The organism is Amaricoccus macauensis (genome assembly GCF_014201905.1).
GTDB classification, from domain to species: domain Bacteria; phylum Pseudomonadota; class Alphaproteobacteria; order Rhodobacterales; family Rhodobacteraceae; genus Amaricoccus; species Amaricoccus macauensis.
On record NZ_JACHFM010000002.1, the window covers coordinates 140,490 to 165,781 of the forward strand.

Here is a 25,292-nt window from a genome sequence, read left to right on the forward strand (position 1 = left end):
ACCGCGAATCGGCCATGCTCCGCCACGATGTCCGGGGGGCGCTTCAGGGTGTCATCGGTGGGGTGAGCCAGATCGATCTCACGTTGGTACCCGCATCGGTGCGGGAGCAGGTCGAGCGCACGGCTGCTGCCGCGATGACGCTCGCGCGCTTGCTCGGATGCGATCCGAGTGCCGGCGCAGAGGAGCCGCTGGAGGCGGCGGAGCCGATCGATCTCGCCCATCTGGTTGCCTTCCTGCGCCGCCGTCACGCAGGGGAGGCGCGGGAGCGCGGACTCGGCTTCGAGGTGCGGGTTGCGGAGAACGTGCCGCGCGCGATCGCTCTCGGCCTCACACCGACGACGCGCATCCTCGATAACCTCATCGGCAACGCGCTCAAGTTTGCCGACTGCGGTACCGTGCGGCTGCTGGTGGAGCGCGCCGGCGATGGCGCGGTGGTTTTTCGGGTGACTGACGAGGGCCCCGGCCTGCGGCCCGCCGAGGGTGACCGCCCCCGGCGGACAGGGGAGGGGCTCGGGCTGCACATCGTGCATTCGCTGACTGAAGAGCTCGGCGGCACGGTTCAGGTCGCGACACGCTCGTGCGGTGGGGTCGAGGCGGAGGTACGCTTTCCCGCGCAGGCGGCCGTCAGCGAAATTATTCCGAAAACGATTGCCCCGGTGGCGGATCTGTCCGGCCTCCGGGTATTGCTTGCCGAGGACAACCCCACGAACCAGATGGTTGCCTCGCAGATGCTGCGCGCACTCAACGCCGACGTGATCATCGCGAGCGACGGGGTCGAAGCGCTCGATCGTTTCGACGCGGAGAAGGTGGACCTGGTGGTGGTCGATATCGAGATGCCGAGGTTGTCCGGTCTCGACGTGATCCGGGCGATCCGGACGCGTCCGGACGAGCGCGCTCAGGTGCCGATCGTGGCGCTGACCGCCTATGCCATGCGGGAGCATCGCGAGCGGATCTCGGCCGCGGGGGCGAACGGGCTCATCTCGAAGCCGATCGTCAGTGTCGAGGCGCTCGGCCGCGCGCTCGCGGGCCATGCGGCGCGCGCGTTCCCGCGTGAGGCGGAGGTGCCGGACGTCGACGCGGCGGCGGCCTCGGGGCCGGTCATCGACCAGGCGACGTTCGACGCGCTCGCCGAAGCGATCGGCCCCGACACGGTGGGGGAGCTGATCGAGAAAGTCGTGGCGGACCTGCAGAGCGCCCAGACAACCCTGACCGCCGCGTTGCCCGACCTCGACAGGGTGGCGATCCGGTCGGCCTCGCACATCCTGATATCCGTCGCCGGAGCCATCGGCGCGCTCAGGCTGCAGGCAAGTGCCCGGGCGCTGAACGCGCTCGCTCATTGCGAGGCTTCCGAGCGCATGGCGGGAGAGCTTCGCCGCTGCATCGATGAAATCGACGCTGCCGTTGGCTTCGCTGGCAACTGGCGTGAAAAGAGGCCCTGATCATGCCTGCACGGATACTGCTGGTCGAGGATACTGCGTCGCTTTCGCTGCTCTACCAGACGGTGCTGACGCGCGCCGGGCATGGGGTCGTCAGCGTCTTCTCGCTGGCCGAGGCGCGGCAGCGCTGCGAGCAGGCCGCGCCCCGGGTCGTGCTTCTCGATCTGCAATTGCCGGATGGCGACGGGCTCGAATTGCTCGACCGGTTGCGCATCGATGCGCCGGACACGCGGGTGATCGTCATCACCGCCAATGGCTCGATCAACCGGGCCGTGCAGGCGATGCGCGCCGGGGCGTTCGACTTCCTGGTGAAGCCTTTCGACGAGGGCCGGCTGCTCAGCGCGGTCGAGAATGCGCTCGCGTCCGCGCCGGCGGCGGCTGACGACGACGCCGAGGCTGTGCCCGAGGAAGTCACCGGGTTCGAGGGCTTCATCGGCACGTCCATGGCCATGGCGGAGATCTACCGCATGGTCCGGGCCATCGGCCGCTCGACCGCGACGGTCTTCATCACCGGCGAGAGTGGCACCGGCAAGGAAGTCTGCGCCCGGGCGATCCATGCCATGTCGACGCGGAGGGCCAGGCCCTTCGTGCCGCTGAATTGCGCGGCCATTCCCCGCGACCTGCTGGAATCGGAGGTGTTCGGCCACCTGAAGGGCGCGTTCACCGGCGCGCTTTCCGACAAGCCGGGTGCTGCCGCCGTGGCCGACGGCGGGACGCTGTTTCTCGACGAGATCTGCGAGATGGACCTGTCGCTGCAGACGAAGCTGCTGCGCTTCCTGCAGACCTCGACGATCCAGCCGGTCGGTGCCGCGCGACCGGTGCAGGTCGACGTGCGCATCGTCTGCGCCACGAACCGCGATCCGGCGGAGGAAGTCCGCGCCGGGCGGTTCCGCGAGGATCTCTACTACCGCCTGCACGTGGTGCCGATCCACATGCCGCCACTTCGCCAGCGGCCCGGCGACATCATGCAGATCGCCCAGACGAGCCTCGTTGATTTCTCGGCGGAAGAGGGCAAGGACTTCGTCGGCTTCGACAGGGAGGCTGCGGAGGTGCTGACCGCGCGCCCATGGCCCGGCAATGTGCGGCAGCTTCTCAATGTGGTGCGCAATGTCGTGGTGCTGAACGACGGTCCGCTCGTCAGCGCCGGCATGCTGCCGGGCGAGTTTCCCGCGACGCCGGCTGTGTCGGCGTTGCCGCTGCACGGCTTGCCCCCTGCGCAGGAAACCGCGGTCAGCCGGTCATCGGCAGGGATCGCCTCGCTGGTCGGCACGCCGATGGCCGATGTGGAGCGAGAGCTTATCGAGGCGACAATCGCCCATTGCGACGGCTCGATTCCTCGCGCGGCGCGGATGCTCGAACTCTCGCCGTCGACGATCTACCGCAAGCTCGAGATGTGGACCGGGGTTCAGCGGCGGGCCGGCGCCCAGTAGCCACGTCAGGGCTTCACGCCGCGGCGCGGGCTCCGGCCGCGATCGGAAGCGCGGCTCTTGCCATTCCGCTTCACGCCACCATAGTCGGGTCAGCCGAAATGGATGGCCGACAATGACCCTGCTTGCTGCCGCGATCGGCGCCCGCGCCAATGCCTACGCGCCGTACTCCGGCTTCTCCGTCGGCGCCGCGATCCGCTGCCCGGATGGCAGCGTGCACGCTGGCTGCAACGTCGAGAATGTCGCCTATCCCGAGGGGACCTGTGCCGAGGCGGGAGCGATCGCGGCGATGGTCGCCGCCGGGCGCACCGCGATCGCCGAGGTGTGGGTGGTTTCCGACGGACCGGAACTCGTCACGCCCTGCGGCGGTTGCCGGCAGAAGCTCGCGGAGTTCGCCGACGCCGGGGTGCCGGTCGTGCTGGCGGATCTCGGTGGAGAGCGGGCGCGGACCACGGTTGGCGCGCTCTTGCCCGGCGCCTTCGGGCCGGCGCATCTGGCGGGGACCAGCGAATGACCCCGATGGACGTCGCCGCCCGCGCGCTCGCGAGCCTCGATCTGACAAACCTCGACGCTGATTGTGATGCCGCAGCGGTCGACGCGCTCGCGCAACGGGCGCAGACACCGCACGGCCCGGTGGCCGCCATCTGCATCTGGCCGGCCTTCGTGGCGCAGGCGCGGCGCGCGCTCGGTGGCAGCGGCATCCGGGTGGCGACGGTGGTGAACTTCCCCGCCGGCACGGCGCCGCTCTCCGCGACGCTCGGTGAAGTGGAGCGCGCGCTTGGCGATGGCGCCGACGAGATCGACCTTGTCGTTCCATGGCGCCGGCTCGTCGCCGGGCATGCTCCGGCGGTGACCGACGAGGTCGCCGCGGTCAAGGAGATCTGTGGTCGGGCGCGGCTGAAGACCATCCTCGAGACCGGCGAACTCGCCGATCCCGCCCTGATCCGCACCGCCGCCGATGCCGCGCTGGCCGGGGGCGCGGATTTCCTCAAGACCTCGACCGGCAAGGTTCCGGTCAATGCCACGCCCGAGGCGGCGGCGATCCTGCTCGACGCAATCCTGGCCTCGGGGCGTGACGTCGGCCTGAAGCCTGCGGGCGGCGTGAAGACCACCGCGGACGCGGCGGTCTATCTCGACCTCTGCGACAGCCGGATGGGGCGGGGATGGGCGACGCCAGAGCATTTCCGCATCGGTGCGTCCGGCGTCCTGACCGCGCTCCTCGCGACGCTCGACGGCGCGGCGGCCGGCGCGACGGGCGAGGGCTACTGACGTGCTGCCGCAGGAAATCATCATCGCCAAGCGCGACGGCCGCCGGCTGACGGACGACGAGATCCGCTTCTTCGTCCGCGGCCTGACCGATGAGACGATCAGCGAGGGGCAGGTGGCGGCCCTCGCCATGGCGATCCTCTTGCGCGGCCTCGACATCGACGAGCGCGTGGCCTTGACGCTCGCCATGCGCGACAGCGGGCGTGTGCTCCACTGGGACCTGCCCGGGCCCGTCGTCGACAAGCACTCCACGGGCGGCGTCGGCGACAACGTCTCGCTCATGCTCGCCCCGGCACTCGCCGCCTGCGGCGCCTACGTGCCGATGATCTCCGGCCGTGGGCTCGGGCACACCGGCGGGACGCTCGACAAGTTCGACGCTATCCCGGGCTATGTGACGCAGCCCGACGAGGCGACGTTCCGCCGGGTGGTCGCGGATGTGGGATGCGCCATCATCGGCCAGACGCCAGACATCGCCCCCGCCGACCGCCGGCTCTATGCCATCCGCGACGTGACCGGCACGGTGGAGTCGATCGACCTCATCACCGCCTCGATCCTGTCGAAGAAGCTCGCGGCCGGGCTCGACGCGCTGGTGCTCGACGTGAAGGTGGGGACGGGCGCCTTCATGGCGAGCCGCGACGACGCGCTGGCGCTCGCCACGAGCCTGACCGACGTGGCGAACGGTGCCGGGTGCCGCACGCGGGCGCTCATCACCGACATGAACGAGCCGCTGGCGAGTGCTGCCGGCAATGCGCTCGAAATGGCGAACGCCGCGCGCTTCCTGCGTGGCGATGCCATCGACAGCCGGCTCTGGGATGTGACGATAGCGCTCGGAGCGGAACTGCTCGCGCTCTCCGGCATCGCCCGCGACGCGGAGGACGGCGCCGACCGCATGGCGATGGCCTTCGAGTCCGGCGCCGCCGCCGAGCGGTTCGACCGCATGGTGGCAGCCTTGGGTGGCCCGACCGATTTTCTCGACCGCTTCGAGAGCCATCTTGCCCGGGCGCCGCATGTCGCCGACGTCATGGCCGGCCGCGACGGCTTCGTCGCGGGCATCGACACCCGCGGCCTCGGCCTCGCCGTCGTCGAACTCGGTGGCGGACGACGCCGCGCGACGGACACCATCGACCACGCCGTCGGGCTCGAGACGCTGGCGGGCCTCGGGCTCGCCGTCGATCCCGACACGCCGCTCGCCCGGGTGCACGCCGCCTCCGAGGACGCGCTGGCCGCGGCGGTGGCGCGGGTCCGCGCCGCTTACCGCCTCGACGACACGCCCCCCGAGGATGGGCCGCTCGTCCTCGACCGGCTCGGATGATGGCGCGGGCGTTTCTCCTCGTTCTCGACTCCGTCGGCTGCGGCGGCGCGCCGGACGCGGCCGACTTCGGCGACGCGGGTGCGAACACGCTCGGCCACATCGCGATCGCCTGCCGGGAGGGCCGGGCCGAGGAGGGCCGCTCCGGCCCGCTCCACCTGCCGAACCTCGCGGCGCTCGGGCTCGGGCGAGCGATCCACGCCGCCTCCGGGCTCGATCTGCCGGAACTCGACGCGCCGCTCACCGGTGTCTGGGCGGCGGCGACCGAGGTCTCGCGCGGCAAGGACACGCCGTCTGGCCACTGGGAGCTCGCGGGCGTGCCGGTGCCCTGGGACTGGCACTACTTCCCGAGGACCGACCCGGCGATCCCGCCCGAGGTGACCGAGTCGCTCATCGCGCGCGCCGGTCTGCCGGGAACGCTCTGCAACGCGCACTCCTCCGGAATGCCGGTCTTGCGAGCGTTCGGCGAGGCGCACATCGCGAGCGGCAAGCCGATCCTCTACACCTCCGCCGACAGCGTGTTGCAGATCGCGGCGCACGAGACGCATTTCGGGCTGGATCGGCTCTACGAGGTCTGCCGGATCGCGGCCGAGATCGTTCATCCCATGCGCGTCGGCCGGGTGATCGCGCGGCCGTTCGTCGGCGAGACTGCAGAAAGCTTCCGCCGCACCGCGAACCGGCGCGATCTCGCGATCCCGCCGCCCGAGCCGACGATCCTCGATCGGGTGCAGGCGGCGCGCGGGCAAACGCACGCGATCGGCAAGATCGGCGACATCTTCGCGCACAGGGGGCTTTCGACGCTCGCGAAGGGCAAGGACGACATGGCGCTGCTCGACGCGACGCTTGCGGCGATCGACACGGCCGGCGACGGCGACCTGGTCTTCGCGAACTACGTGGATTTCGATACGCTCTGGGGCCATCCCCGCGACGTCTCGGGGTACGCCCGCGCGCTCGAGGCGTTTGACGCGCGGTTGCCGGAAGTGACCCGGCGGCTGCGGCCGGGCGACCTGCTCATCATCACCGCCGACCATGGCAACGATCCGACGTGGGTCGGCACCGACCACACGCGCGAGCGGGTGCCGGTGCTTGTGGCGGCACCGGGGCTTGCACCCGGCGGCGCGGGGCTCGTGGGCTTCGCCGACGTGGCGGAGACCGTGGCCGCGCACCTCGGGATCCCGGCGGGGCGGCACGGGCGGGACTTTCTGGGCCACAAGGCATGACGCGCCCCGCGATCGAAGCGTGCCTCGGCCCGCGAAAGGCCCGCGACTCGCGATCTCGCGGACCAGATCGCCGATAAGCCCCTGTTTGCCTGCCTGAAACCCAAATGCGAGCGAAGCCATGCAGCACCTGACCATCGTCACGCACCCCCTCGTGCAGCACAAGCTCACCATCATGCGGGACCGGGAGACCTCGACAGCGGGCTTCCGCGGCCTCCTGCGCGAGATCTCGCTCTTGCTTGCCTATGAGGTGACCCGCGACCTGCCGCTCACCATGACCTCGATCGAGACGCCGCTGACCGAGATGGAAGCCCCGGTCCTGCAGGGCAAGAAGCTGGCGCTCATCTCGATCCTGCGCGCCGGAAACGGCCTGCTCGACGGGGTGCTGGAACTCATCCCATCGGCCCGCGTCGGCTTCATCGGACTTTACCGCGACGAGGCGACGCTGCAGCCGGTGAAGTACTACGACAAGGTGCCGGGCGATCTCGACGAGCGGGTGACGATCGTCCTCGATCCGATGCTCGCCACCGGCAATTCGTCGGTCGCGGCGGTCTCGCTTCTGAAGGACAAGGGGGCGGCCGACATCCGCTTTCTCTGCCTGCTCGCCGCGCCCGAGGGCGTCGCGCGGATGCGCGAGGCGCACCCGGACGTGCCGATCGTGACAGCGGCCCTCGACAAGCGGCTGAACGAAAAGGGCTACATCGTCCCGGGCCTCGGCGATGCCGGTGACCGGATGTTCGGGACGAAGTAGCGTCTCAGTGCTTCGACGGAGGCCCCGGAGGGCCCTTGCGGCCGCGTCGCTCCAGCAGTTCCGCCGCATAGGCCTCGCGATCCTGCGGTGACATCCGGTCGATCTGCGTCATCAGCAGGTCAGTGCTCCGCGCGCCCAGCTGGTTCGCGACGTCAAGTTGCGAGGCAAAGAGCGCCCGCACAGCGTCCGGCTCGAACGGGTCGGCCCGCAGCGCCGTCGCCATGTTGCGTGAGAGGTTGCTCATCGTCTCGCGCGGCCCGCTCCAGTCCTTGCGCGTGGCGCGCAGCGCCTCGCCGAGATCGCTGCGATAGGGCTGGGGCAGGGCGCGGGCAAACGGCCAGAGCGCCGGGCCGGGGCCGGGATCGGGCGGCGGCGGCCCCTTGAGGATCGCGCCGCCGATGATGCCGACCGCCGCGAGGTTCAGCCCCAGCGAGGCGATGAGCAACCAGCGGGTCCAGCGGCGGCGCCAGCGTGGCAACGGCATCCGCTCAGCCCTCCGCCGATGCAAGGTCGAAGAACGCGCCCACCGGGTCGTCCGGCATGCTGTCCGCCGCCACCGCACGCGCGCCCGTCCAGACCGTGCCGTCCTCGACCGTCACCCGTCCGTCGATGCCGATCCAGAAGCCGAGCGCCGCGCAGGCCGCGAGCGCCACCGCCGCCTTCCATCCGCTCAGACGGCGGCGCGGCGCATCGGCATCCGCTGCCGGCAGGGGCGCGGGTGTCGTCGCCTCGGCCACCACCGCGGTCGGCTCGTGGACAGCGTTTCGCGCATCATCAACCACGGCGGCATCGGCAAGGATCGCCGAGAGCAAGGCAAGCGGCGGCTCCGCCGGCTCCGCGCGCAGGGCGGCAAACCACGGATCGAGGATCAGCTCCTCTCGCGTCCCCTCGAACGGCTCTCTCCTCTCAGCCATCGCTGAACCCCAGTGCTTCCCGACGCGGCGCAAGGCGCGCCGCGAGCTCCCGTCTCGCCCGCCCGAGCAGGCTTTCCACCGCCTCGACACTGGTGTCGAGGATTTCCGCGATCTCCGGGTTCGAGCGTTCCTCGAAGTGCCGGAGCACGACTGCGAGCCGCTGCCGGTCCGGCAATGTCTCGAGGGCGGCGCGCAGCGCCACCGCCCGGTCGTCGGCCTCGATCTGCGCGAGCGCCCCCGGCGCCTCGTCCGCCTGTTCGGGCATGCCATCGGAGGCGATTTCGCGCCGGCGCCGCAGGCGGTCGATGCAAAGGTTCGACGCCACCCGGTAGAGCCAGGTGCCGAGCTGCGCCTGCCCGGGTTGCCAGTCGGAAGCGATGCGCCAGAGCCGGAGCATCGCCTCCTGCGTCACGTCCTCGGCCTCGGCCTGCTCGCGGAGCATCCGCCGGGCGAGGGCAAAGACCCGCGGTGCGTGCCGGGCCGTGAGCAGCCGTGCCGCCGCCCGGTCGCCCGCGGCGTAGCGTGCGAGCAGCGTCGCATCATCCGCATCTTCGGTCCGGATCGGTGTCATCGGCGGCAGTATGCACCCTCCCGGCAGTGCCGTCAGGTGGCAGCGGCGCGGCGCTCGAGCGCTTCCGATCATGGCCGCGCCCGCCCCCTCAGCCGTTGCTGGTTGACGCCGCCGCATCCGGCTGCGCCGGCTCGACGTCGGCCGCGCCCCGGCGCATGTCGCCGTGGCCGTGGCCGAACCCGTCCCGGCCGAACCGGTGGGGCGACTTGATCGCGTCGGCCTCTTCCTGGGAGATCGCCGCATCGCGGTCGGTGTCAGCCTTCGCGAGCAGCATGTTCACCTGCCGCTCGGCCAGCACCTGCACCGTGACGCTGCCGCTCTCGGTGCCACCGGTCTCGGCGAGGATCCGGTCTGCCATCCGCTCGGTCGGGCTGGCGGAGAAGATCGCGACCAGCGCGTCCTGCGGTCCCGGCAGTGCCGCGGCAAGCTCGGCGCGGTCGAGCGATGCGTCGTTGTTCGTGTCGGCGGTGGCAATCCGCGCGGTCGCGCGCGCCATCAGCTCGGCCCGGCTGAGCGAGCCGTCTCCGTCCGTGTCGATCACGGTGAAATCGATCTGTCCGCCGGAGCGTCCGTGCGGGCCGTCGTGCCATCCGCCCTTCGGCTCGGCGGAAGCGAAGCCGGCGATCGCCAGTCCGCCGACGAGCGCGGTCGCGGCGACGAGGTGGGAGATACGAGCCATTCGGAGAATTCCTGTCTTGCCTGCGTTCTGTTCTTATCAACGTGGCCGCGTGGGGATTCCGTCGCTGCCTCGGACTGGTTTTTCGTCCGATCCTTGGGTATAGGAAGAGGCATGATCGAAAGCAGTCACTCGACCCCCGCCAGTGAGCCCGAGCGCGACGCCCGCACGGCGATGCGGCGTGGCTGGTCCCGGCGTTGCCCCGCCTGTGGCAAGGGCGCAATGATGGATGGCTTCCTGACGGTGCGCCGCGATTGCCCCGATTGCGGGACCGAACTCTACCATCATCGCGCCGACGACGGCCCGGCATGGGCGACGATCCTCATCACCGGCCATATCATGGCGCCGCTGATGCTCTTCGTCTACGTGGAGTACCGGCCCGAGGCGTGGGTGATGGCGCTCGGCTTCTCGGTGGTCTTCGTCGCCATGTCGCTCTATCTCCTGCCACGGCTGAAGGGCGGGTTCGTCGGATTGCAGTGGGCGAAACGCATGTACGGCTTCGGCAAGCAGGACGGGAAACTTGTCCCCGGCACCTGACGCTCCGCCGAACCGCGATCCGCAAATCCGCGACGCCGCAACCATCATCCTCGTTCGCCGCACCGGGCCCGTGCCGCAGGTGCTGATGGGTCAGCGCGGCAACAAGGCCGTCTTCATGCCCGACAAGTTCGTCTTCCCGGGCGGCGCGGTCGATCCCGACGACTTCGCGCTGCGAGGCGACGTTCCGGCCCTGCGCGAAACCCGGGAGCGCCTCGCCGTCGACGCCCGGCCGGAGCTTGTCGACGCGCTGCCGCGCGCGGCGGTGCGCGAGCTCTGGGAGGAGACCGGGCTGATGCTCGGGCGCGCCGATCCCACCGCGGTGGCGCAGGACGTGCCGCCGTCCTGGCGGGGCTTCTTCGAGGAAGGGTTGGTGCCGAACGGCGCCGCGTTGCGTTTCGTCTTCCGCGCCATCACCCCGCCGGGGCGGCCGCGCCGATTTGACGCACGGTTCTTCCTCGCGGATGCCGGCGACATCTCCGGACGCGACGATGATTTCGGCAACGCCGGCGACGAGCTGCGTCACCTGCAGTGGCTCGACCTCGCCGCGGCGCGGGATCTGTCGCTGCCCTTCATCACCGAGGTGGTGCTTGGCGAGATCGAGGCGTTGCTCGAGTCGGGTCTCGTGGACCGGCCGGTGCCGTTCTTCCACCAGACCGCCACGGGGCCCTGCTTCAAGGCGATCTGAAGCGGTCGCCCAGGTACTGATCGAGCCTTGGCCAGCCTCCCGGGCGCCAGCCGGTAAGCCTCAGCCGGCAGGTCGCCATGACCCCCGGTGCCGTCCCTTCGGCGGGCGGCGGCGGTGGATGCGGGCAGCCGGTCAGCGCCTGCACCCGGCCAAGCAGGTCGTGCCGGTCGAGGACGAGGTCCGAGGCATTGAATGCGCCGGTCTCGGGCGCGGCGAGCAACCTGACGACGGCACTCGCCACGTCGTCGCCGTGGATCTCCGTCGCCACCCGGGGCGCGACGGTCTCCCCGCGGAGATAGCTCGCGACCAGATCGTCCCATTTCCCCGGCTCCCCGCCGTAGACCCCGGTCGCGCGCAGCGACGCGCCGCGAGCCCCGAGCGCCTGCTCCGCCGCGAGCTTCACCTCGCCGTAGAGCGAGTCGGGCCGGGGCACGTCTGCCTCCTTCAGGAACTCGCCCCGCCGGTGGTCGCCGTAAACGGCGCGGGACGAGAGAAAGACGATGCGCGCCTGGCCAACGGCGTCAAAAAGCCGCAGGGTTCCGTCAAGGTTCAGTCGGCGAAACCGCTCCGGGTCGTCCCCCTCGCCGCCACGGTAGCGGCCGGGGAGGTGGTCGAACGCGAGATGCACCAGCGCGTCCGCCGCTGGCAGGGACGGGGCCGGGTCGTCGAGGGTCCAGAGAATGTCTCCCGCGCGCCCGAGCCGGGTGACGCGATGCCCGGCGGCGGTGAGCGCCGGAGCGACGAACCGTCCCACGACGCCACCGGCGCCCGTCAGGAGGACGTGCATGGCTCTGGCAACTCGGGGAGGGCCACGTCGTCGTGGAACGCCTGCCAGAGCGCGATCAGCGGCGCGAGCTGCCCGCGCTTCGGGTTCGCCGGATCCCACGGCTTCTCGTACTGGAAGTGAATGACGCGGGCGAGCGTCCAGTCCCAGAGCTCCGGCAGGTTGAACCAGACGTATTGCAGCAGGTTGTCATAGACCGGCAGCCCCTGCCAGTCGGGGAAGAACGCCTCGAGAAACGTCTGGTCGGTGCGCTTCCAGAAAGCGCCGGGCGTGTCGAGCCGGGCGAGCATCGCCGCAAAGGTCGCACCCGAGGGCCGCGCCGCGAAGACGCCGGAGTTCAGCCGGCGGAAGTCGGCGACACTCTCGTAGACGTTCGGCGCGGCGGAGAATTCCGGGTAGTCGAACAGCCGGTCGATCGACCTGAGGACGATGATATCGGCGTCGAGGAACACCACCCGCTCGTAGGGCAACTGCCAGAGGCGGAGCTTGGCAAAGTTGTCGAGCGGCGTGTGGAACGCCGGCTTCTCGCCCTTGGTGAACGGCGCGCGCGTGTGCTGCGCCCGGCGGGAGTGGGCGAGATTGAACTCCTCCGACGTGGGCAGGAGCCCGCAGACGGCGAGACGCGCCCCGCGCTCCGCCAGCGGCGCCAGGGCCGCCGGATCGACGCCGCCGGTGTGAAGCACGACGACGTCCGCCGTGGTGCCGGTGCGGCGCAGCGAGTTCACCAGCGCCACGGCGCCGGGAAGATAGTCGGCGTTGGTGACCAGCGTCACATAGGCGCAGGGTCCACCGGGCGCGCGGTCGAGGAGAGGCGCGTCCGTCATGACAACCCCGTCAACGGGCGCGCACCATCATCATGCCGGCCTGCATCACGCGGATTTCAGGCCCCGGTGCTCCGGATCGCGCTCGACGCGCTGGGCGATCTCGCGGGTCCACGCCGAGACGCAGGGGATGCGCGAGCGATCGACGCGGTAGGCGTACTTCTTCGCCACGTCGACGACCTCCTCCAGCAAGCCGGCGCGCAGAGTGATCGGGTCAAGGCCAAGGGCGAGGAACTGGTCGTTCTTCACCACCAGTTCGTTCTCGGCCGCCTCCTTGCGCGGGTTCGGCAGCCACGCGACCTTGGCGCCGGTCAGTTCCGAGACCAGGTTCGCGAGATCGCGGACCCGGTGGGTCTCGGTCATCTGGTTGAAGATCTTCACCCGGTCGCCGCGCTTCGGCCCGTCGTTGAGCGCGAGTTCGATGCAGCGCACCGAGTCCTGAATGTGGATGAAGGCGCGGGTCTGGCCGCCGGTGCCGTGGACGGTGAGCGGATAGCCGATCGCCGCCTGGATCAGGAAGCGGTTCAGCACCGTGCCATAGTCGCCGTCGTAGTCGAAGCGATTGACGAGCTGGACGTGGCGGCGGGTCTGTTCGGTGTGGGTGCCCCAGACGATGCCCTGATGCAGGTCGGTGATCCGAAGGCCGTCGTTCTGGGCGTAGAACTGGAAGAGGATCTGATCGAGGCTCTTGGTCATGTGGTAGATCGAGCCCGGGCGCGTCGGGTAGAGGATTTCCTGCTCCACCGTCTCGCCGCCGATCGTCTCGATGCCGACCGGCAGGTAGCCCTCGGGGATCGCCGCGCCGACCGTGGAATAGCCGTAGACGCCCATGGTGCCGAGATGGATGAGATGGGCGTCGATCTCGGTCTCGACCAGCGCCGAGAGCAGGTTGTGGGTCGCCGAGACGTTGTTGTCGACGGTGTAGACCTTGTGGCGGTCGGTCTTCATCGAGTAGGGCGCGGCGCGCTGCTCAGCGAAGTGGATGACCGCGTCGGGCCGGATCTCGAGGAGCCACTGCTTCAGCCGCTCGTAGTCCTTCGCAAGGTCGAGCAGGTGGAAGCGGATGCGCCGGCCGGTCTCCTGATGCCAGATGCGCGTGCGCTCCTGGATCGAGTCCATGGGCGTCAGCGACTGGACGCCAAGCTCGGTGTCGATCCAGCGGCGCGACAGGTTGTCGAGAATATGGACCTCGTGGCCCTGGTCGGAGAGGTGGAGCGAGGTGGGCCAGCCAACGAAACCGTCGCCACCGAGTACCGCGATCTTCATGCCGGACATCCCCTCAGCCATCGTCCAGAACCTACTACAACCGGACCATGACAGCCCGGCGACTGTCCAGAGCTTTACCGGGTTGGACGGGAAGGCACCAGCGCGAGACGCGCGAACCGGCCACCGGAAAGGGTCGAAACCCTTCGAGCGGCCGGACTCAGCGCAGGGAACGCCGTCTGCCGCGGGTTGAGCAAGGTCAACGCTCGGCCGGCCCGCCGGTCGGCGCAGGCCCGGGTGCGGGGATCGGGGGTTTCCCGCGCGGCGCGCGCGAGGACGCCGATTGCGCGGGTTCGGTGACGAGGCCGCCGGAGATGATGAGCTTCGCCGCGTCTTCGAGGCTCATGTCGAGGAGCACGATGTCGCGGCGGGGAACGAAGCGGAGGAACCCGGCGGTCGGGTTCGGGGTCATCGGCAGGAAGATCGAGACAAGCTCGTCCTCGCCCGAGCGCTCGCGGATCTCGGTCCGGACCCGGCTCGAGATGAAGGCGACCGACCAGACGCCCTTGCGGGGGTATTCCACGAGGCACGCGCCCTCGAAGGTGGTGCCGGTCTGGGTGAACAGCGTCTCGGCGATCTGCTTCAGGCCGTTGTAGATCGGCCGGACGATCGGGGTGCGCTCGACGATGCGCTCGCCGAAGCCGAGGACCGACTTGCCGACGAGGTTCTTCGCGAAGGCACCGACGATCGTCGTGAAGGACAGGAAGAGGAGCAGGCCGAGGCCGAAGATGTTCCGGCCGAAGACGTTCTCCGGGTTGTAGGCGCGCGGGATGAGCGGGATCACCTTGGCGTCGACGAAATCGATCGTCCAGTAGAGCAGGTATCCGGTCAGAAACAGCGGCAGCACGACGACGAGGCCGGCGAGGAAGTCGTTTCTCAGCCGCTGCATCAGCGGTGGGCGCGGCGTGCGGCGGCGACGTTTGCGGGCCATCGGGTCTCCGGGATCTTGGCGGGCCGGAGTGTATGGCGGGGGGATGACCGGAACAAGACGGGGTGCGCAGGGGGGCACGCAAGTTGCGCGTACAGGTTAAGTATATGATGAATATTGATAATTCTATATCCATTTACCGGATCGAAACTGCCGTTAACGCTCCCGGCCCAGATCGGATGGTGCGCTGCGGCGACGGCAGGCGCGGCATTGGCTCCTGAGACGCATCCACTGACCGGCTGGCCTCGACGGTGAGACTGGCAGGGTTTGTGGGGTTACACGCAGGTAGCGCGGGCCTTTGCACGGACGGAGGCGCAAGGCGCCACGCCGCAGGCGGCCTTCTTCTTTTCGGCCGAGTTCCTGCGTGGCGCGATCCGGGCGAGCAGTCCGGCCGAACGCTGGCGCGACGGTGAAGCCAGCCGTGGAGTCCTGCCGCGCTCTGGTCGGGAGGGTGACGCACTCTGCCGGGATGAGAACGATCAGCCGCGCGCTCACTCCACCGGCACGACGTCCACCGCCTGTTCCGTCGATTGCTCGCCGGCGATGCGCAGGACGCCCTTGACCGGGGCGACGTCGCCGTAGTCGCGGCCGCGGGCGACGACGATGTGGTCGGTGCCGGCGGCGATGGCGTTCGTCGGGTCGTACTCGGTCCAGCCCGCTTCCCAGCCGCACCAGGTGCGCACCCAGGCGTGCATGGCGTCGGCGCCCTCAAGGCGCGGCTGGCCGGGCGGCGGGAAGGTGCGCAGGAATCCCGAGACGTAGCCTGCGGGGACGCCGATGCCGCGCAGGCCGGCGATCATCACGTGGGCGAAGTCCTGACAGACGCCGCGGCGGCGCGCGAAGGCTTCCGCGGGGGGCGTGTCGACGGTGGTGGCGTCGGGGTCGAAATCGAAGTCGCGGTGGATCGCGAGGCCGACCGCCTCGACGGCGGCGGCGACGGTCATCGCGGGCGAGACCTGCGCGCGGGCCCATGCAGTGATCTCGGGCGAGAGCGCGACGCGTGGCGAGGCGGTCAGGAAGTGGTGCGGCGCGGACGCATCGAGGCTGCGATGCTCGGCGATCTCGGTCGAAAGCCGCGAGAGCGGCGGCGAGATGTCGAAGCCGCGCGGCTGGGGCAGGCGCTCGACGCGGCTTGTCAGGCGGAAGAGGATCTCGTCGTGGGCCTCGCGGAACACCACCTCGACGCCGGGGTTGCCGAAGAAGTCGGTGAGCGCCCGCTGCTCGGCGGGCTCGGGGGTGATCGTGAGGGCGCCGGTGATGCGTCGCTGAAGCCCCGGCAGGTCGGCGGGCATCAGCCGCAGGATGTGCCGCCCGGCGTTCGCCGGGTGGTCGTAGTCGTAGGCGATGGTCATGCCGATGTCGTAGAGCATCAGCGCAGATACGTGTCTGAGAGCAGGGTGGAAAGCCCGCCGATGTCGTTGACCAGATCGCAGAGCGCGCCGGGGTCGACTGTCCCCGGGGTCTCGACCGCGAGGGCGGTGTGGAGTTGCAGGACGCGGCGCGCGAGCGGCGACATCTGGCCGTTCACCTCGGCATCCGGCAGGAACGCCACATGGTCGCGGATTTCGGAAAGCTGGTAGAGCACCGAGCGCGGGTTCAGCGCGTCGAGGGCGAGGAGGTCGACCACGGTCTCCCGCGAGGTGGTGACCGCGTAGCGCTGGCGGTGGGTCATGACGCTGTCGCCGATCTCGACGGCGAGATCGAGCGCGCCGTCAGGTGCGCCCGGGTCGGCGAACGCGGAGAGCGCGCCCGCCATTGTGATGGCGCGCTCGAGGCTGCGGCCGACTGAAAGGAAGCGCCAGCCGGTGAAGCGGTACATGTTTTCGTGCACGAGCCCGGAGAAGCCGGTGATCTTGCGCAGGAGCACACCAAGCGCGCGGGCGGCGTCGTCCCCCTCGGTGACGCGCCCGGCAAGCTGGTTCGCGGTCTTCAGGAGGTCGTTCAGCGCCATCCAGCCGTCGATCGAAAAGCGGTCGCGCACGTTGCCGGCGCTGATGATCGCCGAGACGAGGACGTCCGTGAGGGCGTGGGGGATCGGGCGGTCGAGCTCGACGCCGGCGCGCTCGAGATAGGCCGCGAGGTGCGCGGTGAGGGGCGCCTCGGGGTCGGCGGTCTCGGCGAGGCGCACATGGTAGGCGCGGGCCATCCGCATGATGCCCTCGGCGCGCTCCACGTAGCGGCCGAGCCAGAAGAGGTTGTCGGCGGCGCGGGCGGGCAGGACGCCCGGTGCGGTGCGGGCGAAGCCGCCCGGACGGGGCTCCAGCAGCGAGACATGGTCGACGGGCTCGGGGCTCACCACCCAGACGTCGGCGGCGCTGCCACCGCGCTGCATGGCGATCGCCTTCGGATCGAGGCTGTTGCCGATGCGGGCGAAGCCGCCGGGCATCACTTCCCAGCCGGTGGCCGTGCGGGCGAGGAAGACGCGCAGGGACATCGGCCGGGGCACGAGGGCGCCGTCGACCCAGGCGGGCGTCGTCGAGAGCACCACCGCTTCCTGCCCGACGAGGCTGGCGCCGTTGGTCTCGATCCAGTCGTCGAAGGCGCCCTGCGCGCCGTCCGCTGGCTCGCCCGGCGCCCCCTCGCGGAGCTGGCGGCCGAGGAGGGTGGCGTCGTCGGGCTCGAAGGGAAGCCGTGTCGAGAGTGCCGAGCCGATCATCAGCCGGTCGAGGTTGGCGCGTACGTGGGCGCGCTCGGTGGGCTGGCCGCACCACCAGGTGGCGATGTTGGGCAGGAGCAGCGGCTCGCCGAGCAGTTCCTCGGCGATGCGGGGCAGGAAGGCGAGGAGCGCGCGGCTTTCCAGGACGCCGGAGCCGAGTGCGTTGACGAGGGTGACCGAGCCCTCGCGCAGGGCGCCGACGAGGCCGGGCGTGCCGAGGCGCGAGGTGTCGTCGAGTTCGAGCGGGTCGGCGAAGGCGGCGTCGAGCCGGCGCCAGAGCACCGAGATCGGCCGCAGCCCGTCAACGGTGCGCACCATGACCTTGCCGCCCTCGACCGCGAGATCCTCGCCTTCGAGCAGCATGAATCCGAGATAGCGGGCGATGTAGGCGTGTTCATAGTAGGTGTCGTTGAGCGGCCCGGGCGTCAGGATGGCGATGCGTGACGCGGGGTCGGGCGAGAGGCGTTGCAGGGCGCCGCGGAAGGCGCGGAAGAAGCCCGCGAGGCGGTGGACGTGGATTTCGGCGGCGAAGTCACTGAAGACCCGCGCGGTCGCCACCCGGTTCTCGAGGGCGAAGCCCGCGCCGGAGGGCGCCTGCGTGCGGTCGCCGAGCACCCACCAGTTGCCGTCCGGACCGCGGCCGATCTCGAAGGCGACGAGGTGGAGGAAGTGCCCGCCGCGCGGCCGCACGCCGACCAGCGGGCGCAGCCACTCGCGGTTGGCGGCGATGAGGCCCGCGGGCAGGTGGCCGTTCGCCACCAGCCGGTTCTCGCCGTAGAGATCGGCAAGGACCATCTCGAGCAGGTTCGCCCGCTGGATCAGGCCGCGCGAGAGGCTCTCGGCCTCGGCCTCCTCGATGAGCACGGGGACGTGGGAGAGCGGCCAGTCGCGCTCATTGGCGCCCTTCGCGTCGTACTGGCGGTAGAAGACGCCGGCGTCACGCAGGTACTGGTCGCCGCGCGCGAAGCGCCGGGTGACGTCGTCGGGCGGGAGCCCGGCCAGATGCCCGATGAACTCGCGCCAGACCGGCCGGATCGCGCCCTCGTGGTCATAGAGCTCGTCCGACGTCCCGGCGGGCGGGTGATAGCCGGCGAGGAGGCGCGCGATCGCCGCCTCGTCGCCGGCCCGGCCCTGACGGCGCGCGGAGGTTGGCATCAGATCCCCGGCGCCCGGCGCAGGTCGAGGGTCATCGGGAACTCGGGCGAGGGGTGTTCCTCGGGCGGCAGGTAGTTGCCGGTGGAGTGGCCCATGGGCTCGAAGCGGGCGAGGCGGCGGGCGTCGGCCTCGTTGCCGTTGACCGGGAAGGTCTCGTAGTTGCGCCCGCCGGGATGCGCCACGTGGTAGGTGCAGCCGGCGATGGCCCGGCCAGTCCACGTGTCGTAGATGTCAAAGGTGAGTGGCGCATGGACCGGAATGACCGGGTGCAGCGCCGCCGCAGGCTGCCATGCCTTGAAGCGCACCGCGGCAACGGAAGTGCCGCTGACCTCGGTCTTCTGCAGCGGCATCCGGCGCTTGTTGCAGGTGACGACGTAGCGGTCGGGGTCGGTGGCGGTGAGCTTCACCTGCAACCGCTCGACGGAGCTGTCGGTGTAGCGCACGGTGCCGCCGATGGCACCGGTCTCGCCGAGCACGTGCCACGGCTCGAGCGCCTGACGCAGCTCCATGTGGACGCCGTCGGTGTCGATCTCGCCGCAGAACGGGAAGCGGAACTCGGCCTGCGCCTCGAACCAGTCGGGGCGCATGTCGAAGCCGTGGGCGCGCAGGTCGCGCAGGACTTCGCGGAAGTCGGTCCAGACGAAATGCGGCAGCATGAAGCGGTCGTGGAGCGCGGTGCCCCAGCGCGTCAGGTGGCCGGTGACGGGTGCGTGCCAGAGGCGGGCGACGAGCGCGCGGATCATCAGCTGTTGCGCGAGGCTCATGCGGGCGTCGGGCGGCATCTCGAAGCCGCGGAACTCCACGAGCCCGAGCCGGCCGGTGGGGCCGTCGGGGGAATAGAGCTTGTCGATGCAGATCTCGGCCCGGTGGGTGTTGCCGGTGACGTCGACGAGCAGGTTTCGCAGCAGCCGGTCGACGAGCCACGGCGCGGGCGCCTCGCCGGCGCCGGGGGGCGGGATCTGCGCCAGCGCGATTTCGAGCTCGTAGAGCCCGTCATGGCGGGCCTCGTCGATGCGCGGCGCCTGACTCGTCGGGCCGATGAAGAGGCCGGAGAAGAGGTAGCTGATCGAGGGATGCCGCTGCCAGTGCAGGATGATCGAGCGCAGGAGGTCCGGGCGGCGCAGGAAGGGCGAGTCGAGCGTCGTCGCGCCGCCGACCACCACGTGGTTGCCGCCGCCGGTGCCGGTGTGCCGGCCGTCGATCATGAACTTGTCGGCGCCGAGGCGGCACTGCCGCGCCTCGTCGTAGACGCCGGTGGTGATGGCGACGCAGTCCTCCCACGACGCGGCCGGGTGGATGTTCACCTCGATGACCCCGGGATCGGGTGCCACGCGGATGACGTTGAGGCGCGGGTCGTTCGGCGGCGCGTAGCCCTCGATGTGCACCGGCAGGCCCATGGTCTTCGCCGCCGTCTCGGCAGCGGCGACGAGTTCGAGATAGTCCTCGATGGTCTCGACCGGCGGCATGAAGACGCAGAGCCGCCCGTCGCGCGGCTCGACGGACATGGCGGTGCGCACCGCCCCGCCGACCTCGGTGAGCTCCTGCTCGACCAGTGTCTGTTGCGCGGTGCCATCGGTGGTGAAATGCGCCATCGGCTGGGCGCGGCCGCCGTGGATCGGCTGCGGCGGCTCGGGGGAGCGGGTTCTCGGCGCCCGGTTGCGGAAATCGGGCAGGGGCCCGCGTGGCGTCGTCGGGTCGGCGGTGTTGGTGTAGGGGTAGTCCGACGGCGAGACCCACGGCAGCTTGCCGAGCGGCAGGCGATAGCCGACCGGGCTGTCGCCGGGGACGAGGTAGAGATGGCTCCGCCGCGTGCGCCACTTCTCGGAGCTCCAGCGCGGCGCGCCGGACGCCTTGCTCTGCCAGCGCTGGATCGGCAGCACGTAGCCCGAGGGGGTGGCGAGGCCGCGGTCGAAGACGCGGGCGATGCGGTGGCGTTCCTCCGGATCCTTGAGCTTGGAGTTCTCCGGCGTGACGTTGGCGGGCAGGTCGCCCTCCCTCACGATCCACTCGGCCGGGTCCTCGTAGGCCGGCGTCACCATGTCGGGCGCGAGGTCAAGCTCGGCGGCGATTCCCCGCAGCAGCCGCTCGGCCTCGGCGGGGCCGGCCTTGGTGTCGGCACCCTCCTCGGCGATGAGGGCCGGGTCGCGCCAGATCGGCGCGCCGTCCTTGCGCCAGTAGAGCGAGAAGGTCCAGCGCGGCAGGCTCTCGCCCGGATACCACTTTCCCTGACCGTAGTGCAGGAAGCCGCCCGGCGCGAAGCGGTCGCGCAGCCGGCGGATGAGCTGGTCGGCGAGGCCGCGCTTCATCGGGCCGACGGCGCCGGTGTTCCACTCGGCCGCCTCGAAGTCGTCGATCGAGACGAACGTCGGCTCGCCGCCCATGGTGAGGCGCACGTCGCCGGCGGCGAGGCTCGCGTCGACCTTGCGGCCGACCTCGTTCAGCGCGGTCCATGCCGCGTCGGAGAACGGCCGGGTGATGCGCGGATGCTCGGCGACGCGCGCCACGCGCATGTCGAAGGCGAAATCCACCTCGGCATAGCTCGCGAGCCCGGAGATCGGCGCGGCGTTGCGGTAGTGCGGGGTGGCGGCCAGCGGGATGTGGCTTTCGCCGGTGAGGAGCCCGCTCGTCGGGTCGAGCCCGATCCAGCCGGCGCCTGGCAGGTAGACCTCGGCCCATGCGTGCAGGTCGGTGAAGTCGTGGTCGGTGCCGGCCGGCCCGTCGAGCGCGACGAGATCGGGCTTGAGCTGGATCAGGTAGCCCGAGACGAAGCGCGCCGCGAGGCCGAGGTTGCGCAGGATCTGCACGAGCAGCCACGACGTGTCGCGGCACGATCCGGTGCCGCGCGCGAAGGTCTCCTCCGGGGTCTGGACGCCCGGTTCCAGGCGGATGACGTAGCCGATTTCCTGCGAGAGCCGCCGGTTCAGGTCGACGACGAAATTGACCGTGTTCGGGGCCGTGGCCGGAACGGACTGCATGAACCGGGTGAGGCGCGGCCCCATGGGCTCGGGCCGGCGGTAGATCACCAGATCGTCGAGCAGATCCTCGGGGTACTCGAACGGGAACGCCTCCGCCGATTCTTCCACGAAGAAGTCGAAGGGGTTGTAGACCGTCATGTCGGCGACGAGATCGACCTCGATCCTGAGCTCGGTCACCGGCTCGGGGAAGACGAAGCGCGAGAGCCAGTTGCCGTAAGGGTCCTGCTGGTGGTTCACGAAGTGGCCCGCCGGGGCGATCTTCAGCGAATGCGACAGCACACGCGTGCGGGAATGCGGCGCCGGCCGCAGGCGGATGATCTGGGGGCCAAGGCTGACCGGGCGGTCATAACGATAGTGGGTGAGGTGGTAGATGCTGGCCTTGATCGACATCTTGTTCCCGTATCATCGCGAACGACGTCGGCAGGTTTTCATAGAATTAACAATTGTTCCACGGCTATGTTGCGCTGCATCGGGAACCTTTCCAAGGGCGCGGTCTCGCGGCCACGGCTCCGGCGGGGCTTGAGAACCGCGCGGGAGCGGGGTAGGGGCCCGCCATGCCGCGTTACGCCCTGAAGATCGAATACGATGGCCGGCCGTTCGTCGGCTGGCAATGGCAGGCCGCGCACCCGAGCGTGCAGCGCCGGCTGGACGACGCCATCGCGCGCATCGCCCCGGAGGCGCCGACGGTGACCGGGGCCGGGCGGACCGACGCGGGCGTTCACGCCACCGGGCAGGTGGCGCATGTGGACATCGCGCGCTCGTGGGAGCCGGCGCGGCTGCTCGCGGCGGTGAACGCGCATCTTCGGCCGGAGCCGGTGGCGGTGGTGGCGGTCGCGGAGGTCGATCCGGAGTTCCACGCGCGCTTCTCGGCGGTGGAGCGGGAGTATCTGTTCCGCCTGATTGCGCGTCGGGCGCCGCTGGTGCACGAGCGGGGGCTCGCCTGGCGCGTGGGGCATGAGCTTGACGTCGCGGCGATGCGCGCGGGCGCGGCGGCGCTGATCGGCCGGCACGACTTCACCACCTTCCGCTCGTCCACCTGTCAGGCGAAGAGCCCGGTGCGCACGCTCGACGAGGTGACGATCACCGAGGTCGCCCTTCCGACCGGGGTGGAGTACCGCTTCCGCCTGCGGGCGCGGTCCTTCCTGCACAATCAGGTTCGCGGCATCGTCGGGACGCTGGAGCGGGTCGGGGCGGGATACTGGTCGCCCGGGCGCGTCGCCGAGGCGCTTGCGGCCCGCGAGCGCGCCGCCTGCGGGCCGGTCTGCCCGCCGGGCGGGCTCTACCTCGCCGCGGTGCGCTATCCGTTCGACCCGTTCGGCGACCCGGGTTCGGCGGGGGCGGGGGTTTCCTCAGGCGGCAGCGGCGTGGAGGGCTCGGCGGCGGCGGGCTGGCCGGCGGTCCAGAGCCCCTCATAGGTGCGTCCGTCGGCGAGAGTGATCTTGCCCTGACCCTCGCGCTGACCGCCGACGAAGGCGCCGACGTAGACCGCGCCGTCCGCATAGGTCGCGGTGCCCTGGCCGTCGAGGAGGCCGGCCTTCCACGTGCCCTCGAGGACCGCACCGTCCGGCATGGTCATCTTGCCCTGACCCGAGCGCTGCCCGTCGGCGAAGCCGCCCTCGTAGCGGATGCCGTCGGCGTAGACCGCCACCGCCTGGCCGCTGCGCTGGCCGGCCGACCAGTCGCCGTCGTAGCTGTAGCCGTCCTCCGAGGTGAGCTTGCCCTTGCCGTCGTTGCGGCCCTCGCTGAAGCCGCCGGTGTAGACCAGGCCGTTGGCATAGTGCGCCGTCCCTTCGCCCGAGATCGCGCCGGCCTTCCAGTCGCCTTCGAAGCTGCGCCCGTCCGCGTAGGTGATCTTGCCGCGGCCGTCGGGCAGCCCGGCGTGGAACGCGCCCTCGTAGACCGAGCCGTCCGGGTAGGTGGCCTTTCCGTCGCCCTCGAAGCGGCCCTCGGCCCATGTTCCGGTGTAGCGGTAGCCATCGGCGTTGGTCAGCGTGCCGGCGCCGTCGCGCTGGTCAGCCTTGAAGCCGCCCTCGTAGACGTCGTTCTTTGCGGTCGTGGTGCGGCCGAGCCCCTCACGCCTGCCGGCGACGAACGCGCCCTCGTAGCGGTCGCCATTCGGCTGGGTGAGGGTGCCCTCGCCGCTGAACTTGCCGGCGGACCATGCGCCCTCGTAGCGGGTGGTGTCGGCGGCGACGTGCGTGCCCTGGCCGTCCGGCAGGCCGTTCGCGATGTCGCCCTCGTAGGTGGCGCCGTCGGGGTAGGTGATCTTCCCGCGGCCCTGCTCGGCGCCGGCCTTCCACGTGCCTGCATAGATCGTGCCGTCGGGGCGGGTCAGCGTGCCTTCGCCGTCCTGCTTGCCATCCACGAAGCTGCCCTCGTAGCGGCTGCCGTCGGGGTAGGTGGCGGTCCCCTGACCGCCGATGCGGCCGGCCGCCCATGCGCCGTCGTAGCTGCCGCCGGCGGGATAGGTGATCCTGCCCTGACCATCGGGCTGGCCGCCGGCGAAGTGGCCCTCGTAGACCGAGCCGTCGGGGAAGGTCGCGCGGCCCTCGCCCTCGATGCGGCCCTCGACCCAGTCGCCGGTGTAGCTGTAGCCGTTCGGCAGGGTGTAGGTGCCCTTGCCCTGCTGCCGCCCGTCGACGAAGCTGCCCTCGTAGACGCCGCCGTTGTCGTATTCCTTGCGGAGCACCTGCTCCTGAGCGAGCGCCGCGACCGGCGCGAGGCCGGCAGCGAGCGCGAGAACTGCGACAGGCAGGCTCAAGCGTCCCGGCATGGCATTGCTCCTCTTTACCTTCACAGGGACGCGCACCACGCCCCTCCACTCACTTCCTCAAAGCTGCCTTGCGGTGGCCCGCGACAATAGAAACTGGCGGCCCGCCGGACAAGCGGGATCGGCCGGTCGGCGGCCGCTCCATTGGTCCATCGGCGGAAGTCTACTCGGTCCAGTCGTCCACGGCGCGGATGTCGTCGTCGGACCAGCCGAGGTGGTGGGCGATCTCGTGCACGAGCACGTGCGCGACCAGCCGGTCGAGCCCGACGTCGCCCCGCTCGATCCACTCCTCGAGGATCGGCCGGCGGTAGAGCCAGACCGCGTCGGGCCGCGTCGGCTGATGCAGCACCGACCGCTCGGTCAGCGCGATCCCGTCATAGAGCCCGGTCAGCTCGAACGGATCCTCGATGTCGAGATCGTCGAGGACCGCCTCGTCGGCGAAATCCTCGACCCGAATCGCGAGCCCCTTGCAGGCGGTCCGCACCTCGGGCGGCAGGTCATCGAACGCACGGCTCGCCAGCACCTCGAAGTCGGCAAGGCTGGGGGCGGGGAGGGAAAGGGGATCGGCCACGGGTCGGCTCCTTGGCGGGAGCCCGGGCTATGCCGCAAGGCGGCGGCGCGGTCAAACCGGGTTGGCGTCCTGCCGTCCCGGGATTGCGGGAAGGTCAGGGCGGCCGACCGCCACCTACTCGGTTGCGTCCAGAACATCCGGGCAGGTCCGGTTGACGACTGCCGCAAGGCTCGCGGCTGCCTTGTCCTTCGGTGCGTCGGCAAGCGCGTTCAGGCGAATCGCAATGATCATGGCGAGATCGTTGGACATGTTCGCGGTCACGTATTCGTTCGCCTGCCGAAAGCCTTCCCAGGCGCCGGGACCGGGGGTCCGCTCGGGATCCGAAGATGGTTCGAGGGTCCAAAGTGCTTCCATGCTGACCAGACAATCGATTGCAGTCGACTGGAAGTCAGCGACGGCTGGTGTCGTCGAGGTGCCAAGTGCCAACGCGACTGCAAGTAATATGCGCATCTTCGATCCCGAACTGTCGCGGGTGCGTTGGGGCGGTGTACTATTCTTCTGCTGAACAGCGTGTTGGCGAAATGCTTGTCCGTCAACGTGATTCGAGGCGAATTACGATGCAGTGCTTCCCAGTTCGGGT

At 70.3% G+C, this 25,292-nt stretch carries 23 protein-coding genes and 1 pseudogene; 10 read left to right on the forward strand and 14 right to left on the reverse strand.

What is annotated here, in order from left to right:
* The first annotated feature begins 62 nt into the window (after positions 1-62).
* The 7 genes from HNP73_RS08240 to upp all read left to right on the forward strand — a co-directional run bounded on the left by HNP73_RS08240 (position 63) and on the right by upp (position 7,406).
* On the forward strand, positions 63-1,439 hold the full coding sequence (locus tag HNP73_RS08240; RefSeq protein WP_184148206.1) for a response regulator: 1,377 nt from the start codon (positions 63-65) through the stop codon (positions 1,437-1,439).
* Positions 1,440-1,441: 2 nt separating this feature from the next.
* Entirely contained in the window at positions 1,442-2,866 is a 1,425-nt protein-coding gene (locus tag HNP73_RS08245; protein WP_184148207.1) for a sigma-54-dependent transcriptional regulator, read from the forward strand.
* Complete coding sequence (locus HNP73_RS23645; RefSeq protein WP_343063304.1) at positions 2,754-3,377, forward strand: cytidine deaminase; 624 nt, start codon at positions 2,754-2,756, stop codon at positions 3,375-3,377. The genes HNP73_RS08245 and HNP73_RS23645 overlap by 113 nt, the downstream gene beginning before the upstream one ends.
* Entirely contained in the window at positions 3,374-4,132 is a 759-nt protein-coding gene (gene deoC / locus HNP73_RS08255) for a deoxyribose-phosphate aldolase (RefSeq protein WP_184148209.1), read from the forward strand. Before HNP73_RS23645 ends, deoC begins: the two co-directional genes overlap by 4 nt.
* A 1-nt stretch (position 4,133) precedes the next feature.
* On the forward strand, positions 4,134-5,441 hold the full coding sequence (gene deoA / locus HNP73_RS08260) for a thymidine phosphorylase (protein ID WP_184148210.1): 1,308 nt from the start codon (positions 4,134-4,136) through the stop codon (positions 5,439-5,441).
* Positions 5,441-6,658 carry a phosphopentomutase gene (locus HNP73_RS08265; RefSeq protein ID WP_184150469.1) on the forward strand — a complete coding sequence of 406 codons (1,218 nt, stop codon included), beginning with the start codon at positions 5,441-5,443 and terminating at the stop codon, positions 6,656-6,658. The genes deoA and HNP73_RS08265 overlap by 1 nt, the downstream gene beginning before the upstream one ends.
* Before the next feature lie 118 nt (positions 6,659-6,776).
* Positions 6,777-7,406, forward strand: coding sequence for a uracil phosphoribosyltransferase (gene upp / locus HNP73_RS08270; RefSeq protein ID WP_184148211.1), 630 nt, complete (start codon positions 6,777-6,779; stop codon positions 7,404-7,406).
* A 4-nt stretch (positions 7,407-7,410) separates the two neighbouring features.
* Here upp and HNP73_RS08275 read toward each other — a convergent pair whose 3' ends face one another.
* The 4 genes from HNP73_RS08275 to HNP73_RS08290 form a co-directional block, all read right to left on the reverse strand.
* Positions 7,411-7,890 carry a periplasmic heavy metal sensor gene (locus HNP73_RS08275; protein WP_184148212.1) on the reverse strand — a complete coding sequence of 160 codons (480 nt, stop codon included), beginning with the start codon at positions 7,888-7,890 and terminating at the stop codon, positions 7,411-7,413.
* 4 nt (positions 7,891-7,894) lie between these two features.
* The gene (locus HNP73_RS08280) at positions 7,895-8,320 is read right to left on the reverse strand and encodes a hypothetical protein (RefSeq protein WP_184148213.1); all 426 of its coding nucleotides are present in this window, start codon (positions 8,318-8,320) and stop codon (positions 7,895-7,897) included.
* A complete protein-coding gene (locus HNP73_RS08285) occupies positions 8,313-8,891 on the reverse strand; it encodes an RNA polymerase sigma factor (RefSeq protein ID WP_184148214.1) in 579 nt (192 codons plus the stop codon). Before HNP73_RS08285 ends, HNP73_RS08280 begins: the two co-directional genes overlap by 8 nt.
* An 88-nt stretch (positions 8,892-8,979) precedes the next feature.
* Positions 8,980-9,570: an EF-hand domain-containing protein gene (locus tag HNP73_RS08290; protein WP_184148215.1), complete on the reverse strand. Its 591-nt coding sequence runs from the start codon at positions 9,568-9,570 to the stop codon at positions 8,980-8,982.
* A gap of 111 nt (positions 9,571-9,681) precedes the next feature.
* Here HNP73_RS08290 and HNP73_RS08295 point away from each other — a divergent pair, with 111 nt between their 5' ends.
* Both HNP73_RS08295 and HNP73_RS08300 read left to right on the forward strand, forming a co-directional pair.
* On the forward strand, positions 9,682-10,104 hold the full coding sequence (locus tag HNP73_RS08295) for a DUF983 domain-containing protein (protein ID WP_184148216.1): 423 nt from the start codon (positions 9,682-9,684) through the stop codon (positions 10,102-10,104).
* Positions 10,088-10,789 carry an NUDIX hydrolase gene (locus HNP73_RS08300; RefSeq protein WP_184148217.1) on the forward strand — a complete coding sequence of 234 codons (702 nt, stop codon included), beginning with the start codon at positions 10,088-10,090 and terminating at the stop codon, positions 10,787-10,789. The genes HNP73_RS08295 and HNP73_RS08300 overlap by 17 nt, the downstream gene beginning before the upstream one ends.
* Here the strand turns inward: HNP73_RS08300 and HNP73_RS08305 are convergent.
* The 7 genes from HNP73_RS08305 to HNP73_RS08335 all read right to left on the reverse strand — a co-directional run bounded on the left by HNP73_RS08305 (position 10,776) and on the right by HNP73_RS08335 (position 21,761).
* A complete protein-coding gene (locus HNP73_RS08305) occupies positions 10,776-11,576 on the reverse strand; it encodes an NAD-dependent epimerase/dehydratase family protein (RefSeq protein WP_184148218.1) in 801 nt (266 codons plus the stop codon). The two genes, HNP73_RS08300 and HNP73_RS08305, sit on opposite strands and share 14 nt — an antisense overlap.
* Positions 11,561-12,397 carry a glycosyltransferase gene (locus HNP73_RS08310; protein ID WP_184148219.1) on the reverse strand — a complete coding sequence of 279 codons (837 nt, stop codon included), beginning with the start codon at positions 12,395-12,397 and terminating at the stop codon, positions 11,561-11,563. Before HNP73_RS08310 ends, HNP73_RS08305 begins: the two co-directional genes overlap by 16 nt.
* A gap of 45 nt (positions 12,398-12,442) precedes the next feature.
* Positions 12,443-13,660 (reverse strand): NAD-dependent epimerase/dehydratase family protein, encoded by a 1,218-nt coding sequence (locus HNP73_RS08315; RefSeq protein ID WP_184148220.1) that lies wholly within the window; start codon positions 13,658-13,660, stop codon positions 12,443-12,445.
* A 196-nt stretch (positions 13,661-13,856) separates the two neighbouring features.
* Positions 13,857-14,588: a DUF502 domain-containing protein gene (locus tag HNP73_RS08320; RefSeq protein WP_184148221.1), complete on the reverse strand. Its 732-nt coding sequence runs from the start codon at positions 14,586-14,588 to the stop codon at positions 13,857-13,859.
* A gap of 488 nt (positions 14,589-15,076) precedes the next feature.
* Positions 15,077-15,955 carry a transglutaminase family protein gene (locus HNP73_RS08325; protein ID WP_184148222.1) on the reverse strand — a complete coding sequence of 293 codons (879 nt, stop codon included), beginning with the start codon at positions 15,953-15,955 and terminating at the stop codon, positions 15,077-15,079.
* Entirely contained in the window at positions 15,955-18,396 is a 2,442-nt protein-coding gene (locus HNP73_RS08330) for a circularly permuted type 2 ATP-grasp protein (RefSeq protein ID WP_184148223.1), read from the reverse strand. The genes HNP73_RS08325 and HNP73_RS08330 overlap by 1 nt, the downstream gene beginning before the upstream one ends.
* Complete coding sequence (locus HNP73_RS08335; RefSeq protein ID WP_184148224.1) at positions 18,396-21,761, reverse strand: transglutaminase family protein; 3,366 nt, start codon at positions 21,759-21,761, stop codon at positions 18,396-18,398. Before HNP73_RS08335 ends, HNP73_RS08330 begins: the two co-directional genes overlap by 1 nt.
* 164 nt (positions 21,762-21,925) lie before the next feature.
* Between HNP73_RS08335 and truA the strand changes: the two are divergent.
* Positions 21,926-22,687: pseudogene (gene truA, locus HNP73_RS08340) on the forward strand (tRNA pseudouridine(38-40) synthase TruA); the annotation flags it as partial.
* Here the strand turns inward: truA and HNP73_RS08345 are convergent.
* The 3 genes from HNP73_RS08345 to HNP73_RS08355 form a co-directional block, all read right to left on the reverse strand.
* The gene (locus HNP73_RS08345; RefSeq protein WP_184148226.1) at positions 22,669-24,144 is read right to left on the reverse strand and encodes a 2-isopropylmalate synthase; all 1,476 of its coding nucleotides are present in this window, start codon (positions 24,142-24,144) and stop codon (positions 22,669-22,671) included. The pseudogene truA and the gene HNP73_RS08345 sit on opposite strands and share 19 nt — an antisense overlap.
* Before the next feature lie 160 nt (positions 24,145-24,304).
* Positions 24,305-24,712: a metallopeptidase family protein gene (locus HNP73_RS08350; RefSeq protein ID WP_184148227.1), complete on the reverse strand. Its 408-nt coding sequence runs from the start codon at positions 24,710-24,712 to the stop codon at positions 24,305-24,307.
* A gap of 114 nt (positions 24,713-24,826) precedes the next feature.
* A complete protein-coding gene (locus HNP73_RS08355; protein ID WP_184148228.1) occupies positions 24,827-25,066 on the reverse strand; it encodes a hypothetical protein in 240 nt (79 codons plus the stop codon).
* Between the last annotated feature and the right edge of the window lie 226 nt (positions 25,067-25,292).